Source organism: Novosphingobium ovatum, from assembly GCF_009909235.1.
Taxonomy (GTDB): domain Bacteria; phylum Pseudomonadota; class Alphaproteobacteria; order Sphingomonadales; family Sphingomonadaceae; genus Novosphingobium; species Novosphingobium ovatum.
The window spans coordinates 23,056-37,481 of record NZ_JAAAPO010000003.1 but is presented as its reverse complement, the minus strand read 5'-3'; the positions used below and the strand labels follow the sequence as shown (position 1 = coordinate 37,481).

The following is a 14,426-nucleotide window of genomic DNA, read 5'->3' as shown; positions in this document are numbered from 1 at the left end:
ATGGTGCGATTGCCCAAAAGCGGGCGGGCGATGGCGCGGCTGACGCGTTTGCGCGACAGGGGGCAGCAGATTATGCCGCCCCTGCCGTGCCCGCTTTTCAACCGATGGCCGCGGCGATCGCCTTGCCGCATGCGACGGTGTTGGCGCTGCCCTTCAGGTCGCCGGTACGCCCTGCCGGGGTGGACAGCACCTCTTCGATAGCGCGCATGATGCCGGCGGCGGCATCCGTTTCGCCCAGATGGTCCAGCATCATCGCCGCCGACCAAATCTGCCCCACCGGATTGGCAATCCCCTGCCCCGCAATATCAGGCGCCGAACCATGGACGGGCTCGAAAAGGCTGGGATGCGTGCCATCGGGATTGATGTTGCCGCTGGGCGCGATGCCGATCGTGCCGGTGCAGGCCGGGCCCAGATCGGACAGGATATCGCCAAACAGATTGGACGCCACCACCACGTCAAACCGCTGAGGATTCATCACGAATTGCGCGGTCAGGATGTCGATATGGTATTTGTCATGGGTGACGGTGGGATAATCGGGGGCGATCGCCTCGACCCGGCTGTCCCACCACGGCATGGTGATGGCGATGCCGTTCGATTTGGTCGCACTGGTCAGGTGGCGGCGCGGGCGTTTGGCCGCCAGATCAAAGGCAAAGCGCAACACGCGGTCGGTGCCATGGCGGGTCATCACCGTTTCCTGGATCACCACCTCACGCGGGGTGCCGGGGAACATGGTGCCGCCGACGCTGGAATATTCGCCCTCGGTGTTTTCGCGCACGACCCAGAAATCGATGTCGCCCGGTTCGCGCCCCGCCAGCGGGCAGGGCACGCCGGGCATCAACCGCACCGGGCGCAGGTTGACATATTGGTCATACTCGCGCCGGAATTGCAGCAGCGATCCCCACAGCGAGACATGATCAGGCACCGTTGCCGGCCAGCCCACCGCGCCGAAAAAGATCGCGTCAGGGCGACCGATCTGGTCCTTCCAGTCCTCGGGCATCATGCGGCCGTGCTGGGCGTAATAATCGCAATCGGCAAAATTGTGCCATTGCAGGTCCAGCCCAAAGCCATAGCGCGACGCCGCCGTTTCCAGCGCGCGCAGCCCCTCTGGCATCACTTCCTTGCCGATGCCATCGCCCGCGATGACCGCGATGGTGTGTGTCCGAGCGGCCATTTACGCCTCCAATTCCAGCCCGCCGATGTGGAAGGCCTTGTGTTCCAGATATTCGGCAATGCCGGTCAAACCGCCCTCGCGGCCCAGCCCCGATTGCTTCACCCCCCCAAAGGGGGCCATTTCCATCGCGATGCTGCCGGTGTTCAGCGCTACCATGCCGGTCTCCAGCGCCTCGGCCACGCGGAAGGCGCGCGACAGGTCGCGGGTGTAGAAATAGCTGGCCAGGCCATAGGGCGTGGCATTGGCCATGGTGATCGCCTCGGCCTCGGTGTCAAAGCGGAACAGCGGGGCCAGCGGGCCAAACGTCTCCTCTGACGACAGGCGCATGTCGGGGGTGGCATCGCCAATGATCAGCGGCCGGACGAACTGCCCATCCTCGCGCCCCTGCGCGCGGGCCAGCACCCGCCCACCCTTGGCCAGCGCGTCCTCGACATGGGCGGCCACCTTGTCCACCGCCGCCGCGTTGATCAATGGGCCGGTGGTGCTGGCCGGGTCATTGCCCGCCGCCACGTTCAGCGCCGATACCGCCGCGCCCAGCTTTTGCGCAAAGGCATCATACACGGCATTGGCGACAAAGATGCGGTTGGCACACACACAGGTCTGGCCCGCATTGCGGAACTTGGACGCCATCGCCGCCTTGACCGCCAGATCCAGATCCGCATCGGCAAAGACGATCAGCGGCGCATTCCCGCCCAGCTCCATGCTGGTGCGTTTGACCGTGGCGGCGCATTGTTCCAGCAACAGCGCGCCCACGCGGGTGGACCCGGTGAACGACAGCTTGCGTACCAGCGGGCTGGCGGTGATCGTCGCGCCGATGACCGCGGGCATGCCGGTGACGATGTTGATGACACCCGCCGGGAACCCCGCCCGCTGCGCCAATTCACCCAGCGCCAGCGCGGTAAACGGGGTCAGCTCGGACGGTTTGATCACCACCGGGCAACCAGCCGCCAGCGCAGGCGCGCATTTGCGGGTGATCATCGCCGCAGGGAAATTCCACGGGGTGATCGCGGCCGACACGCCCACCGGCTCCTGAAACACCACGATGCGGCGGTCACGTTCGGGCGAGGGGATGGTGTGGCCCGACACACGGCGGCCTTCGGCTGCGAACCATTTGATAAAGCTGGCCGCGTATTTCACTTCGCCCAGCGCCTCGGCCAAAGGCTTGCCCTGTTCGGCGGTCATGATCGCGGCGATATCATCGGCATGGGCCAGCACCAGCGCGTACCAGCGCTCCAGCAGGTCACAGCGTTCGCCCGCCGTCATCGCCCGCCACGAGGCAAAGGTGGCCTGCGCGGCATCAATCGCCGCCTGCGTTTGCACCGCATCGCAATCGGGCACCGCCCCCACAATGTCACCTGTCGCCGGATCGCGCACGTCCAGCGCCGGGCCAGCGCGCGCCGAAACCCATTCACCACCGATCAGCGCCGCCTGTCGCAACAGGCCGGTATCGTTCAACTGCATAGACTTATCCCAATGCCTGCGCGCTGAGCGCGTAAACGGAAATCCCATCGGCGGGCGGCGTCACTGCCCCCCGCGCCATTTGCACCACGGTGTCGACGCGCGGCAGCCCCAGCCCTTCCAGCCAAGGCGACAGGCCGCCCGCCTCGGTCACATCGATGCGGGTGAAACTGCCCTTGTTCTGGCCCAGCCAGTGCAGCACCAACACCTTGGCCCCGCCCGAATCGGGCGCCACCACCGGCGCGATCGACCACCCCCGGCCAAAGCGGCGCAGCATGGCAAAACCCACCGGCAGATGGTCGCGCGTCAACACCACGCCCTTGTCCACCTGCGCCATCGCCTCGACCAGATCGGCGCGGTCCATGCCACTGGCGCGGGAGTAGAGCGCGGGCGGCGCATCATCCTGCGCGCCCATTGGCCGCACGCGTTCATCGGGCAACAGTTCGGCCAGCGGGGCCATGGGCGCCACGCCCTGATGCTGATGCACCCGCCCAATCGCGACAAAGCCCAGCTTTTCATACAGCGGCTGACCGGCGGGGGTGGCGTGCAGCACAATGGTGCGGCCGTCCAGCCGGTCGATCATCGCCTGCATCAAGCGGCGGCCCAGCCCGCGTCCCTGCAGGTCATCGGCCACGATCACCATGCCCAGCGTGGCCGCATCCACGCCATAGCGCCACGCCATGATCGTGCCCACCACGCGGCCCGCGTGTTCGGCCACCAGCCCCTCACCCAGCTCCAGAAAGAACGCCCAGTCCTCTTCGCGGTGGGGCCAGTTCAGCGCGCGGGACAATTCGGTGGCGGCCTCGATGTCGCCCGGCCCCATCGCGCGCACCGTCACATCGATCGCCAGCGGGGAAGTCATCGGGGAATGCTCCTGATCTGTCATGTCTTGGTGCTAACCCATGGCGTTTGGCATGGGATGCCGGGTTGGCCGATTGTTTGGAAGAATATTGCGTTCACACCCCGCGCCCGCCTCGGCGCATTCTGCCGCCGCGTCTTATCCTGCGGGCCTACCCTCTATCAGGACGCGCGATCATGGCAGCCCCATTCCACCCCGATCTTATCCGCCCCGATGCCGCCGCCAACTTTATCGGCGGGCGCGCAATCTGTGGCGATGGCGCGGTTTTTGACGTGCTGCGCCCGTCTGATGGCGCGTTGCTGGCGCCGTTGCACGCGGCCAGCGCGGATCAGTTGGCATGGGCGGCACAAGATGCCGCCAGCGCACAGAAAACCAGCGGCTGGGGCCGGATGGACCCGCGCGCCCGCGCCCGGCTGCTGCGCCGCTGGGCCGATCTGATTGCCGCCGATGGCGATGTGCTGGCCCCGCTCGAAGCGGTGGGTTCGACCCGCACGCTGGCCGAGATTCTGGCATGGGATCTGCCCTATACCGCCGAATGCATCCGCTTTTTCGCGGAATTCGCCGACAAATACGGCGGCGAGGTGGGCGCGACCGCCGATGACCGCTTTGGCTTTACCCTGAACGAGCCATATGGCGTGGTGGGGGCGATCGCCCCGTGGAACCTGCCGCTGGTGATGGCCGCGTGGAAGCTGGGCCCGGCGCTGGCGGCGGGCAATGCAGTGGTGCTCAAGCCATCGGAACTGACGCCGTTTTCGGTCGTGCGTCTGGCGCAACTGGCGATCGCCGCGGGCATCCCGGCGGGCATCCTGAACATCGTGCAGGGCGCGGGCCATGACATCGGCGATGGGCTGGTGCGGTCAGACCACGTGGGCAAAGTCTCGTTCACCGGGTCCACCGCCACGGGCCGCGCGATCATGGCCGCCTGCGCCATGACCGGGCCAAAGCCCTGCACGCTGGAACTGGGCGGAAAAAGCCCGCAGATCGTCTTTGCCGACGCCGATCTGGACAAGGCCTGCGCGATTGTCGCGCGCGCCATCACGCTGAATGCGGGGCAGGTGTGCGTGGCCGGATCGCGCCTGTTGGTCGAGGCCAGCATCGCCGATGAGGTCACCGCCCGCATCGCCGCCCTGTTCAACGCCCACCGGTTGGGCACGACATGGGATGCGGGCACGACAATGGGGCCGATCATTTCGGAAAAGCAATTGGCCGGGATTGACGCCATGGTGCAATCGGCCCGTGCCCAGGGCGGCGAGGCGATCACCGGCGGCGCGCGCGCCAGCGCTCCGCAATCGGGCAGTTTCTATCAGCCCACGCTGCTGGCCGGCCTTTCGGCGGACGCCACGGCGGTGCAGGGGGAAATCTTTGGCCCGGTGCTGACGGTGCAAAGATTTGCCGACGAAGACGAAGCCTATGCGCTGGCCAATGGCACGCGCTATGGTCTGGCCGCGGGGGTGCACACGCGCGACCTGTCCCGCGCGCTGCGTTCCACCCGCGCGCTGGAGGCCGGCACCGTCTGGGTCAACCGCTATGGCCGGTCCGATGATTTCATCCTGCCCACCGGCGGCTACAAACAATCGGGCATCGGCAAGGATCTGGGCCGCGAAGCCTATCTGGCCAGTTGCAAGAGCAAGACCGCGCTGATCGGCCTGTAACGCCCGATCAGCGCGGCCGCCCGAACCACATCCCCATCAGCCCCCGAAACGGTTTACCGCATAGGGGGCGATGGGGATGTCGGTGGCGCCGGTGGCGATCAGTTCGGCCATGGTTTCACCCACCCCCGGCCCGATCTGGAACCCGCTGCCCGAAAAGCCAAAGGCATGGAACAGCCCCGGCACACGGGCGCTGGGCCCCATGATCGGCAAGGCGTCCTGCGTATAGCCCTCGATCCCGCTCCACACGCGGATGACGTTCAGCCGCGCCAAAGCCGGGGCCAGGCGCGAAAGGTGCTGGAACTGGGTCATGGTGTTTTCGGGCAGAACATAGGAGCGATAGTCATCGGGATAGGACGCCGCCCGCGTCGATCCGCCCAGCACGATATTGCCGCGCGCCACTTGACGGAAATAGACGGTCTCGACCTCGTCCGGGGTCATCACGCCCACCGCCGGGGCGATGGCATAGGGCACCGGCTCGGTCACGCTCATGGTGGGCGCGCGCGGGGTCAGGGGGATGCCCTCGTCAAACCAGCCCGCCACCTTGCCCGCCCAAGCACCCGCCGTCACCAGCAGGATCGGCGCGCGGAACTGGCGGCCATCGGCGGCGGTCAGGTGGAAATCCTCCACCAGCTTTTCGGCATGGACGATCTGCGTGTCCTCGATGATCTGCGCGCCCAGACGCGCGGCGGCGCGGGCAAAGGCGGGCGCGGCCAGACGCGGATTGGCATGGCCGTCGGTCGCTGAATAGGACCCCGCCAGCACATCCGGCCCCAGCCATGGAAAGCGTTCGCGCAGGGCATTGGCGCTCAGCAGCTCCAGCTCCAGCCCTTCCTCGCGGGCCTGCTGGGCATATTCCTCCATCTTGCCGATGTTGTCCGGGCGCTCGCGGAAACAGACGCGGATATGGCCACTTTGCAGATATTCCACGTCCGATCCCAGCATCTCGCGCGCGTTGCGCCAGATGCGGATCGCCCGGTTGGCCAGTGGCAATTGGAAAATCGGGCGGCCCTGACGGCGCACATTGCCGAAATTGGTGCCGCTGGCCTGCCGTCCCACCTTGTCGGTTTCCAGCAGCGCCACCGACAGGCCGCGCTGCGCCAGAAAGAACGCCGCCGAACAGCCCATCAGCCCGCCGCCGATGATCGCCACATCCGTGTGGGTGATTGGGGAAGTCATACGTCGGTCCTGCGCAAGGCTACGGGGATGGGTTTGACCGGGGCCTGCCCGCGCAGGCGACCCGCGCTTTCGATCGGGGCGGCGCGGGCGGCGGCGATGATCTCGGCCGCGGCATTGCCGCAATAGCGGCCCTGACAACGGCCCATGCCCACGCGGCTGAACGCCTTGGCGCGATTGGCCTCTTGCGCATGGGCGGCGCCGACACTGGCCCGCAAGGTGGCCGCCGTCACGCTTTCACAGCGGCAGACGATGGTGTCATCACCCACCTGCGCCACCATGTCGGCGGGCCATGGAAAGGCCTGCGCCAAACCGCTGGCAAAGCGCACATAATCGCCCTTTTGCGCCAACAGCGCGCGGCGGCGATCGGCATCGGCCACATGGCCCAGATCGGCCAGCGCGGCCATCGCCGCCAACTCGCCCGTCACTTCGGCACAGCGGGCGCCCAGAATGCGCGCGCCATCCCCTGCCAGATAGACCGCGTTGCCCGCGCGCCCATCATCATCCACCACCGGCAACCACTGCCGCGTGGCCGCGTCAAAGGCAAAGGGCACACGCGCCAGATCGGCCACCTGCGTCTCTGGCCGCAAATGCCAGCCCATCGCCACCGCATCGCCGTCAAAGCGCCACGTTCGCCCGCCCCGCGCCACGGTGATGCCCGCAACGCCGCTGTGCGGATGCCCGTGGATTTCCACCGGGCGGATGCCGGTCAGCACCGGAATGCCGCGCCGTTTCAGGTCCAGCGTCAGGCGCAATCCCTGCCACAACAGGTCGGGCTGGGCCGCCAGCTTGCCCGCCGCCCGCAACCGCAGGCCCAGCGCAGATGTGTCCAGCACCGCCGCCACATCCGCGCCCGCCTTGGCATATTGGCTGGCCACCAGATAGAGCAACGGCCCCGTGCCCAGAAACAGCACCCGGTGCCCCACCGCCACGCCCTGCGCCTTGAGCGCGATCTGCGCCCCGCCCAGCGAATAGCATCCCGCCGCCTGCCAGCCCGGCACCGGGGCCAGACGGTCGGTCGCGCCGCTGCACACGATCAGCGCGTCATAGGGGATCGCCTGCGTCTGCCCTTCGCACGAAGCCCAGACATGGCCATCAGCCACATTCCACACCAGCGTGTCCGCGCGATAGTCGATATGCGGAATCAGCGCGTCAAAGGTTGCATGGACATCGCGCGCGCGCTCTGCCTCTGTCCCGTACAAAGCACTGTAGGGGCGGGTGAAATTGTCGGGCTGACGGCGATAGATCTGGCCGCCGCTGCGCCGCCCCTCGTCAATGACGATGGGGCGGAGCCCCGCGCGCACCAAGGTCTGCGCCGCGCGCGTGCCCGCCGGCCCCGCGCCGATGATAATCACGCGATGCCCGCTCATGTCACTGCCGCCCATGATGCCTCCGGTTGGTGGGTGGAAATCGCCATGCCGTCTTGCGCCATGGTCGAGCACGCCCGCACCCGGTCGCCCGCCGCCGTCCACACCCAGCAATCCTGACACGCCGCCATCAGGCAAAAGCCCGCGCGGCGGCCATCCCCGGCGTGGCCCTCAAACGCGCCCGCACCAAATTCGCTGTCGCGCAGCGCGTCGCCCGCCGTCAGCATCGCCACCATCAGCGTGTCGCCCTCTAACGCGTCAATCGGCGCGCCATCGACGGTCAGCCTGATCGCCGGGCGGTCGGTTTCGGCCAGGCGGCGGAAGCGGCCGGTCATGCTTGGTCCCTTTCGGTAACGGAGGTGGGGGCAAAATGGCACAGCCAGCGCTGGCCCGGAATGGCGTGTACCGGCGGCGCGACGCGGTCACACAGACCGGGGACCGCCACCGGGCAGCGCTGAACAAAGCGGCACAAATCAGCGCATTGTGCCGCAGCGCAAGTGGGCACGGGCGGCTGTACCCGCCCCAGCCACGCCGGGTCCATCGCCGGCAGGCTGGACAGCAGCAGGCGCGTATAGGGGTGATGGCTGGCCCCGTTGAACACCTCACGGCTGGCCATTTCCACCGGCGCGCCGCCATACAGCACCAGCACATCCTCGCAAAAAGCGCTGACGGCGTGGATGTCGTGGCTGATGAACACCGTGGCGATGCCCAATTCGCGGCGCAAATCATCGATCAACCGCATGATGGCGGCGCCCACCACCGTGTCCAGCGCGCTGGTCACCTCGTCGCACAACAGCACTTGGGGCTGCGCGGCCAAGGCGCGGGCCAGATTGACGCGCTGTTTCTGCCCGCCCGACAATTCGCGCACCGGGCGGTGGATCAGATCGCGCGGCAGGCGGATCAGTTCCATCAGTTCGGCAATGCGGCAGGTGGCGGCATCGCCCTTCAGTCCGTGATAGAATTCCAGCGGCCGCCCCAGAATGCCCGCCACGCTGTGCGCGGGGTTCAGCGCGGTATCAGCGTTTTGAAAAACCATCTGAATCTGGCGCAATTGGGCGCGGCTGCGACCGGCAACGGCGGGGGGCAACGGCGTACCATCCAGCAGCACTTGCCCCTGTGCGGCAGGCAGCAAGCCGGCGATGACACGGGCCAGCGTCGATTTGCCAGACCCGCTTTCCCCGATGATGCCCAGCGTGCCACCGCGTTGCAATTCCAGCGAAATATCGCGCAACACCGGCACCGATGGCACACCATCGCGCAGCGCGCCATAGCCCGCCACCAGCCCCCGGATCGCCAGCAGGGGCGCCGCGTCACAGGGCGCTTTGGCCGCCACCGGGGCTGGGCGGACGGCGCTCAACAGGCTGCTGGTATAGGCGTCGCGCGGGTTCTCCAGCACCTGTGCCGCTGGCCCCTCCTCGCGCAGAGTGCCTTGTTTCAAAACGGCAATTCGGTCGGCCATCTGGGCCACCACGGCCAGATCATGGCTGACATAGATCGCGCTGGCCCCGGCCTGGGCCAGCGCCGCCTTGAAACATTTGAGCACCTCGACCTGCGTGGTGACATCCAGCGCCGTCGTGGGTTCGTCCAGGATCACCAATTCCGGTTCTGTTATCAATGCCATAGCCGCCATCAGCCGTTGCAACTGGCCGCCCGACACCTGATGCGGATAGCGGTTGCCGATGCTCTCCGCCATTGGCAAAGACAGCGCGCGGAACAAAGAAACCGCCTTGTTTTCAGCCTGTTGCCGCGACATCAGCCCATGGATCAGCGCCGGTTCCACCACCTGATCGATGATCGTGCGCGATGGGTTGAAGGCGGCCGCCGCGCTTTGCGCGATATAGGCGATGCGGCGGCCACGGATCGGCCGCAACTCTGCTTCGCTCAGCGCCGAAATCTCTGTTTCGCCAACGAAAATCTGCCCACCACCAATGCGCGACCCATGTCGGCACCAGCCCATCACCGCCAACGCGGTGGTGCTCTTGCCCGATCCGGACTCACCGATCAGCGCCAACACCTCGCCCCGCCCGATGGCGAAGGAAATGTTGTCAATGATAGCAATATCACCGCCCTTTGACGGCACCAGGACGCGCAAATTCTCCACCCGCACATGCGGCACGCGCGCGCCCATCATGCCTTCTCCTGCTTGGTCGCGTCGATCAGCAGATTGGCCCCTACCGTCAGGCTGGCAATCGCCAGTGCCGGGGCAAAGATCGCCGGCGCGCCCTCGGTCAGGCCCGAGATGTTTTCGCGCACCAGCGAACCCAGATCCGCATAGGGCGGTTGCACCCCCAGCCCCAGAAACGACAGGCCCGACAGCAACAGAACGATGAACACAAAACGCAGCCCCATATCGGCCAGCAGCGGATGGATCATGTTGGGCAATACCTCGTGCAGGGCGATGTAGCGGCGGCTTTCCCCGCGCGCCCGCGCCACCGTGACAAAATCCAGCCCGACCAGATTCATCGCCAGCGCGCGGGCGATGCGGAAATTGCCCGGCACATAGGTGACCGCGCAGATCACCAGCAGCAGCGGCAGCGACGACCCCGCCGCCGCCACCAGCACCAGCGCCAGAATCTTGGACGGAATCGAGTTCATCGTGTCCATCGCGCGGGCGATCACCTCGTCCACCCAGCCGCTCCACAACGCGGCGGTCAGCGCCAGCGTGGTGCCGATGGTACAGGCCACCAGCGCCGCGCCCAGCCCCAGAAACACCGTATAGCGCGCCGCCGACAACAGGCGCGACAACACGTCCCGCCCCAGATAATCGCTGCCCAGCCAGAACCGCCCCGACATGGGCGAGAAGGTCTCGCTGTCGACAAAGGCGCCGACCGCATGGGGCGCGACCCAAGGCCCCGCCACCGCCACGATCAGCCAGAACGCCACCAGCCCCCCGCCGATCCGCCCCGCCCATGGCAGGCCGGTGACAAAGGCTGCGGCGTTGCGCATCGCGCCCGCGCTCATTGCGCCCTCAGGCGCGGGTTGGCCACAATGGCCACCACATCGGCCACCAGCATCAGCATCAGATAGGCTCCGCAAAAGATCATCGCACAGGCCTGCAACAGCGGCATGTCGCGGCTGGTGACGGCATTGACCATCAGGCTGGCAAGGCCGGGAAAGTTGAAGATCGTTTCGACAATGATCGCCCCGCCCAGCAGATAGGACAGCGACAGCGCCATGGCGTTGACCACCGGCCCGATGGCATTGGGCAGGATGTGGCGCAGCACCACCCGCGCCGTGCCCGCGCCTTTCAGCCGGGCCATTTCAACATAGGGGCGGTCCATCTGGTCAACGATGGCGGCGCGCGTCATGCGGGCCATCTGCGCCACCACCACCACCGTCAGCGACAGGATCGGCAGCGCGCAGGAGCGCAGCGTCTCCCCCCATGTCGCCTCGGCCGAGACCAGCGCGATCGAGGGCAGCCAGCGCAGCCACACCGAAAACACCAGCACCCCCAGCGTCGCCACCAGAAATTCGGGGATCGCCACCAGCGAGAGCGTGCCAATGTTCAGCGCCCGGTCCACCCAGCCGCCGCGATGGATCGCCGCGCCCATCCCGATGATCAGCGCCAGCGGCACCGCCACCAGCGTCGTCAGCCCCGCCAGCATCAGCGAATGGGGCAGGCGTTCGGCGATGATCTCGCGCACGGGCATCCCCGCCACCAGCGATTGCCCCGGATCGCCATGCACCAGCCCCGCAATCCAGCCGACATAGCGCAGCGCCGCCGGGCGGTCCAAACCCATCTGGTGGCGCAGCGCCGCGACCTGTTCGGGCGTCGCGCTTTGCCCCAGCATTTCCTGCGCGGCGTCACCGGGCAACAGATTGGCCAGCGCAAAGATCACCAGCGTCACCAGCACCAGCGTCACCGCGCTGGAGGCCAGACGCCGCGCCAGCATCGGCGCCAACCCGGCCAAACCGCCCTGCGCCGGGCCTGCCCCGCCGCTCATGCGTTCCACCATGCGTATTCGGCAAATTGATAGCCCATCATGCCCCCTGCCGGCACCGGTGACAGCCCGCACAACCGCCGGTCATGGCCATCGATCAGATTGATGAACACCGGGATCATCGACCCGGCGTGGTCATGCACCAATTGCTGCATCTCGCCATACATCGCCCGGCGGCGGGCCTCGTCGGCTTCGGCGCGGGCGGCCAACAGCAATTGGTCGAAACGAGGGTTCTGCCACCCGCTTTCGTTCCATGCCGCGTCCGATTTGTAAAACAGGCTGAACACCAGATCGGCCGTCGGGCGCGGGTTGGTGTTGCCAAAGGTCAGCGGGTGTTTCATCCAATGCGTCGACCAATAGCCATCGGCCGGCACCCGCGTCACAGACAGGTCCAGCCCCACCCGCGCGCCATATTCCTGCAGGATGGACGCCATGTCGACCGAGCCTTCGGCCGCCGGGCTGGCATAGATCGGCAAACGCACCCCCGTCAGCCCGCCACGTTGCAGGTGCCAGCGCGCCCGGTCCAGATCCAGCCCGGTTTGCGGCACGGCGGGGTTGTAATAGCGGTGGAACGGCGGGATCGGCTGATCATTGCCGATGGTGGCATAGCCGCGAAACAGCGCCCGTTTCACCAGATCCCGGTCGATCAGATGCTTTAACGCGGCGACGAAATGCGGATTGCCGGTGGGCAATTGTGTCTGGCGCGCGATCAGGTTGGTGTACAGCGCCGATGGCGTCGAAAGCACCGCATGCCCTGCCGATCCCTGCACCCGCCGGGTCGAGCGCGGGTTGATCGCGTTGACCAATTGCACATCGCCCGACAACAGCGCGTTCACCCGGCTGACCTCATCAGGGATCGAGATCAGTTCGATCCGGTCGAGATAAGGCCGCCCCGCCACCCAGTAATCGGCATTGCGGGTGACGATGGTGCGGATGCCGGGCTTGAACTGGGCCAGACGATAGGGGCCGGTGCCATTGCCATCGGGATGGGTCGCGCCCGCCCGCAAGATCAGGAAATGCGATTGCGCCAAAATCACCGGCAAATCGGCGTTGGGGCCGGTCAGGCGGATCGTCACGCCATATCGGCCATCGGCGGTGACTTGCGCGAATTGTTTGACAATGCCCGCCATTTTTGACCCCAGCGCGGGATCGGCATGGCGGCGCAGCGACCATACCACGTCCGCGCTGGTCAATTCGGCGCCATCGTGGAAATGCACGCCCCGGCGCAGGGCGAAATGCCATGTGATGCGGTCGGCGCTCTCGATCCGTTCGGCCAGCGAGGGACGGGTGACCATGTCGGGGCCGGTCTTGGTCAGGCCGGAATAGAGCATGTAGTGGCGCACGTAATCGGTGGACAGCGCACCCTTGGCCGGGTCCAGCGTGTCGGCGGTGGAGACCGATTGGGTCGCCACACGCACCGCTCCGCCCCGGCGCGGGATCAGTGCGGCGGCATGGCCGCATGCGGGCAAGACCGCGCCCGCCAGCGCGCCGCCCATCAGCCCTCTGCGCGAAAATCCGCTCATTTCAGCCAGTCCTGCACACGGTAATAGGCACCCACAAAGGGCAGGAACCACGCCTTGCCCAGATGGCCGGGGATGGCGGGCCACGACAGGCCGGCAAAGGGATTGGCGGCCGGATCGCCCCCCATGACGCGGGCCATCACCTGCCCCATATGGGTGGCCATCTGCACCCCATGCCCGGAATAGCCCATGGCATAGAACAATCCATCGTGCTCGCCCGCGCGCGGCAGGCGGTCCTGCGTCAGGTCGATCGTCCCGCCCCAGCGATGTTCGATCCCCACGCCCGCCAGATCGGGGAACATGCGGATCATGGCCTGTTCCAGAATGGCCGCGCCTTTCAGATCGGACGCCGGGTTCGACAGGGCAAAGCGCGCCCGCCCGCCAAAGACCAGCCGGTTGTCGCCCGTCAGCCGCCAGTAATTGCCGATGATCCGGCTGGTGACGTAATTGCGGCGGGTAGGGAACAGGTGATCGACCAGCGCATCGTCCAGCGGCGCGGTGGCGATGGCAAAGCTGCCGACCGAGACGATCCGCCGCCGGAACCAGCCAAAGGGCGCCTGTGGGCTGGCCCCGCCGGTGGCGACCAGCACCTGTTTGGCGGTCAGGCGGCCGCGCGGCGTTTCCACCCGCCAGCCCGCGCCCTGGCGGGTCAGGCCGGTGACGGGGGCGCGTTCCCAGATACGCGCGCCAACCCGCGCCGCCGCATCGGCCAGCCCCATGCCAAAGCGCCCGACATGCAGCCGCGCGCTGGTCTTTTGCACCAAGGCGCCGTGGAATTCGGGGCTGTTCACCTCGGTGCGGATCTGGTCGGGGGGGACCAGCATGACGTTGGGGTCCACCTCGGCGGCCAACAGGCGATAGGCCGCCTCCAGCTTGGGGAAATGCTGTGGCTTGGCGGCCAGTTTGGCGCGGCCACAGCGGGCGAAATCGGCATCGATGGCGTGCTCGCGCACCAGCCGTTCGACCGTGTCCACCGCATCGCAATGCGCCAGATACCAGCGCCGCGCGGCCTCGACACCATGGGCGCTGGCCAGCGCGCCAAAGTCATGCGCGGTGCCCGCGTTGCATTGCCCGCCGTTGCGGCCCGATGCACCCTGCATCACGCCATCCGCCTCCAGCAAGGCCACGCTGGCCCCGCCCTGCGCGCAGGCCAGCGCCGCCGACAATCCGGTAAAGCCGCCACCGATGATGGCCACATCCACCGCGCCCTCGACCGCGCCCGCCTGCCCGTGGGCAAACGGGGCGGCGCTGGCCTGCCAGTATGACAGCGGCGCCGCGCCCATGC

12 protein-coding genes are annotated in these 14,426 nt (G+C 67.1%); 1 reads left to right on the top strand and 11 read right to left on the bottom strand.

What is annotated here, in order from left to right; all coding sequences use genetic code 11:
* Positions 1-97 precede the first annotated feature (97 nt).
* Genes GTZ99_RS07745 through GTZ99_RS07735 form a run of 3 tightly spaced genes read right to left on the bottom strand, consistent with a single transcriptional unit; the run spans position 98 to position 3,491 of the window.
* Positions 98-1,171 carry a tartrate dehydrogenase gene (locus GTZ99_RS07745; RefSeq protein WP_161717747.1) on the bottom strand — a complete coding sequence of 358 codons (1,074 nt, stop codon included), beginning with the start codon at positions 1,169-1,171 and terminating at the stop codon, positions 98-100.
* Positions 1,172-2,632: an NAD-dependent succinate-semialdehyde dehydrogenase gene (locus tag GTZ99_RS07740; protein WP_161717746.1), complete on the bottom strand. Its 1,461-nt coding sequence runs from the start codon at positions 2,630-2,632 to the stop codon at positions 1,172-1,174.
* Positions 2,633-2,636: 4 nt separating this feature from the next.
* Positions 2,637-3,491: a GNAT family N-acetyltransferase gene (locus GTZ99_RS07735; RefSeq protein ID WP_161717745.1), complete on the bottom strand. Its 855-nt coding sequence runs from the start codon at positions 3,489-3,491 to the stop codon at positions 2,637-2,639.
* Between the two features lie 173 nt (positions 3,492-3,664).
* Between GTZ99_RS07735 and GTZ99_RS07730 the strand changes: the two genes are divergently transcribed.
* Positions 3,665-5,140: an aldehyde dehydrogenase family protein gene (locus GTZ99_RS07730; RefSeq protein ID WP_161717744.1), complete on the top strand. Its 1,476-nt coding sequence runs from the start codon at positions 3,665-3,667 to the stop codon at positions 5,138-5,140.
* A gap of 36 nt (positions 5,141-5,176) precedes the next feature.
* Here the strand turns inward: GTZ99_RS07730 and GTZ99_RS07725 are convergent, their stop codons facing one another.
* Genes GTZ99_RS07725 through GTZ99_RS07690 form a run of 8 tightly spaced genes read right to left on the bottom strand, consistent with a single transcriptional unit; the run spans position 5,177 to position 14,424 of the window.
* Positions 5,177-6,316, bottom strand: a complete 1,140-nt coding sequence (locus GTZ99_RS07725; protein ID WP_161717743.1) for an NAD(P)/FAD-dependent oxidoreductase — start codon at positions 6,314-6,316, stop codon at positions 5,177-5,179.
* Positions 6,313-7,683: an FAD/NAD(P)-dependent oxidoreductase gene (locus GTZ99_RS07720; RefSeq protein WP_161717742.1), complete on the bottom strand. Its 1,371-nt coding sequence runs from the start codon at positions 7,681-7,683 to the stop codon at positions 6,313-6,315. The genes GTZ99_RS07725 and GTZ99_RS07720 overlap by 4 nt, the downstream gene beginning before the upstream one ends.
* Positions 7,680-8,015, bottom strand: coding sequence for a (2Fe-2S)-binding protein (locus GTZ99_RS07715; protein ID WP_161717741.1), 336 nt, complete (start codon positions 8,013-8,015; stop codon positions 7,680-7,682). The genes GTZ99_RS07720 and GTZ99_RS07715 overlap by 4 nt, the downstream gene beginning before the upstream one ends.
* Positions 8,012-9,811: an ABC transporter ATP-binding protein gene (locus GTZ99_RS07710; RefSeq protein ID WP_227711185.1), complete on the bottom strand. Its 1,800-nt coding sequence runs from the start codon at positions 9,809-9,811 to the stop codon at positions 8,012-8,014. The genes GTZ99_RS07715 and GTZ99_RS07710 overlap by 4 nt, the downstream gene beginning before the upstream one ends.
* Positions 9,808-10,641, bottom strand: coding sequence for an ABC transporter permease (locus GTZ99_RS07705; protein WP_161717740.1), 834 nt, complete (start codon positions 10,639-10,641; stop codon positions 9,808-9,810). The genes GTZ99_RS07710 and GTZ99_RS07705 overlap by 4 nt, the downstream gene beginning before the upstream one ends.
* Positions 10,638-11,624 carry an ABC transporter permease gene (locus GTZ99_RS07700; RefSeq protein ID WP_161717739.1) on the bottom strand — a complete coding sequence of 329 codons (987 nt, stop codon included), beginning with the start codon at positions 11,622-11,624 and terminating at the stop codon, positions 10,638-10,640. Before GTZ99_RS07700 ends, GTZ99_RS07705 begins: the two co-directional genes overlap by 4 nt.
* The gene (locus GTZ99_RS07695) at positions 11,621-13,144 is read right to left on the bottom strand and encodes an ABC transporter substrate-binding protein (protein ID WP_201742433.1); all 1,524 of its coding nucleotides are present in this window, start codon (positions 13,142-13,144) and stop codon (positions 11,621-11,623) included. Before GTZ99_RS07695 ends, GTZ99_RS07700 begins: the two co-directional genes overlap by 4 nt.
* The gene (locus GTZ99_RS07690) at positions 13,141-14,424 is read right to left on the bottom strand and encodes an NAD(P)/FAD-dependent oxidoreductase (RefSeq protein ID WP_161717738.1); all 1,284 of its coding nucleotides are present in this window, start codon (positions 14,422-14,424) and stop codon (positions 13,141-13,143) included. The genes GTZ99_RS07695 and GTZ99_RS07690 overlap by 4 nt, the downstream gene beginning before the upstream one ends.
* Between the last annotated feature and the right edge of the window lie 2 nt (positions 14,425-14,426).

Coding starts and splice junctions, on each gene's coding strand:
- GTZ99_RS07710 (WP_227711185.1), bottom strand. CDS start 9,811: ATGATGGGCGCGCGCGTGCCGCATGTGCGGGTGGAGAATTTGCGCGTC.
- GTZ99_RS07695 (WP_201742433.1), bottom strand. CDS start 13,144: ATGAGCGGATTTTCGCGCAGAGGGCTGATGGGCGGCGCGCTGGCGGGC.
- GTZ99_RS07700 (WP_161717739.1), bottom strand. CDS start 11,624: ATGAGCGGCGGGGCAGGCCCGGCGCAGGGCGGTTTGGCCGGGTTGGCG.
- GTZ99_RS07720 (WP_161717742.1), bottom strand. CDS start 7,683: ATGAGCGGGCATCGCGTGATTATCATCGGCGCGGGGCCGGCGGGCACG.
- GTZ99_RS07735 (WP_161717745.1), bottom strand. CDS start 3,491: ATGACTTCCCCGCTGGCGATCGATGTGACGGTGCGCGCGATGGGGCCG.
- GTZ99_RS07690 (WP_161717738.1), bottom strand. CDS start 14,424: ATGGGCGCGGCGCCGCTGTCATACTGGCAGGCCAGCGCCGCCCCGTTT.
- GTZ99_RS07705 (WP_161717740.1), bottom strand. CDS start 10,641: ATGAGCGCGGGCGCGATGCGCAACGCCGCAGCCTTTGTCACCGGCCTG.
- GTZ99_RS07740 (WP_161717746.1), bottom strand. CDS start 2,632: ATGCAGTTGAACGATACCGGCCTGTTGCGACAGGCGGCGCTGATCGGT.
- GTZ99_RS07730 (WP_161717744.1), top strand. CDS start 3,665: ATGGCAGCCCCATTCCACCCCGATCTTATCCGCCCCGATGCCGCCGCC.
- GTZ99_RS07715 (WP_161717741.1), bottom strand. CDS start 8,015: ATGACCGGCCGCTTCCGCCGCCTGGCCGAAACCGACCGCCCGGCGATC.
- GTZ99_RS07725 (WP_161717743.1), bottom strand. CDS start 6,316: ATGACTTCCCCAATCACCCACACGGATGTGGCGATCATCGGCGGCGGG.
- GTZ99_RS07745 (WP_161717747.1), bottom strand. CDS start 1,171: ATGGCCGCTCGGACACACACCATCGCGGTCATCGCGGGCGATGGCATC.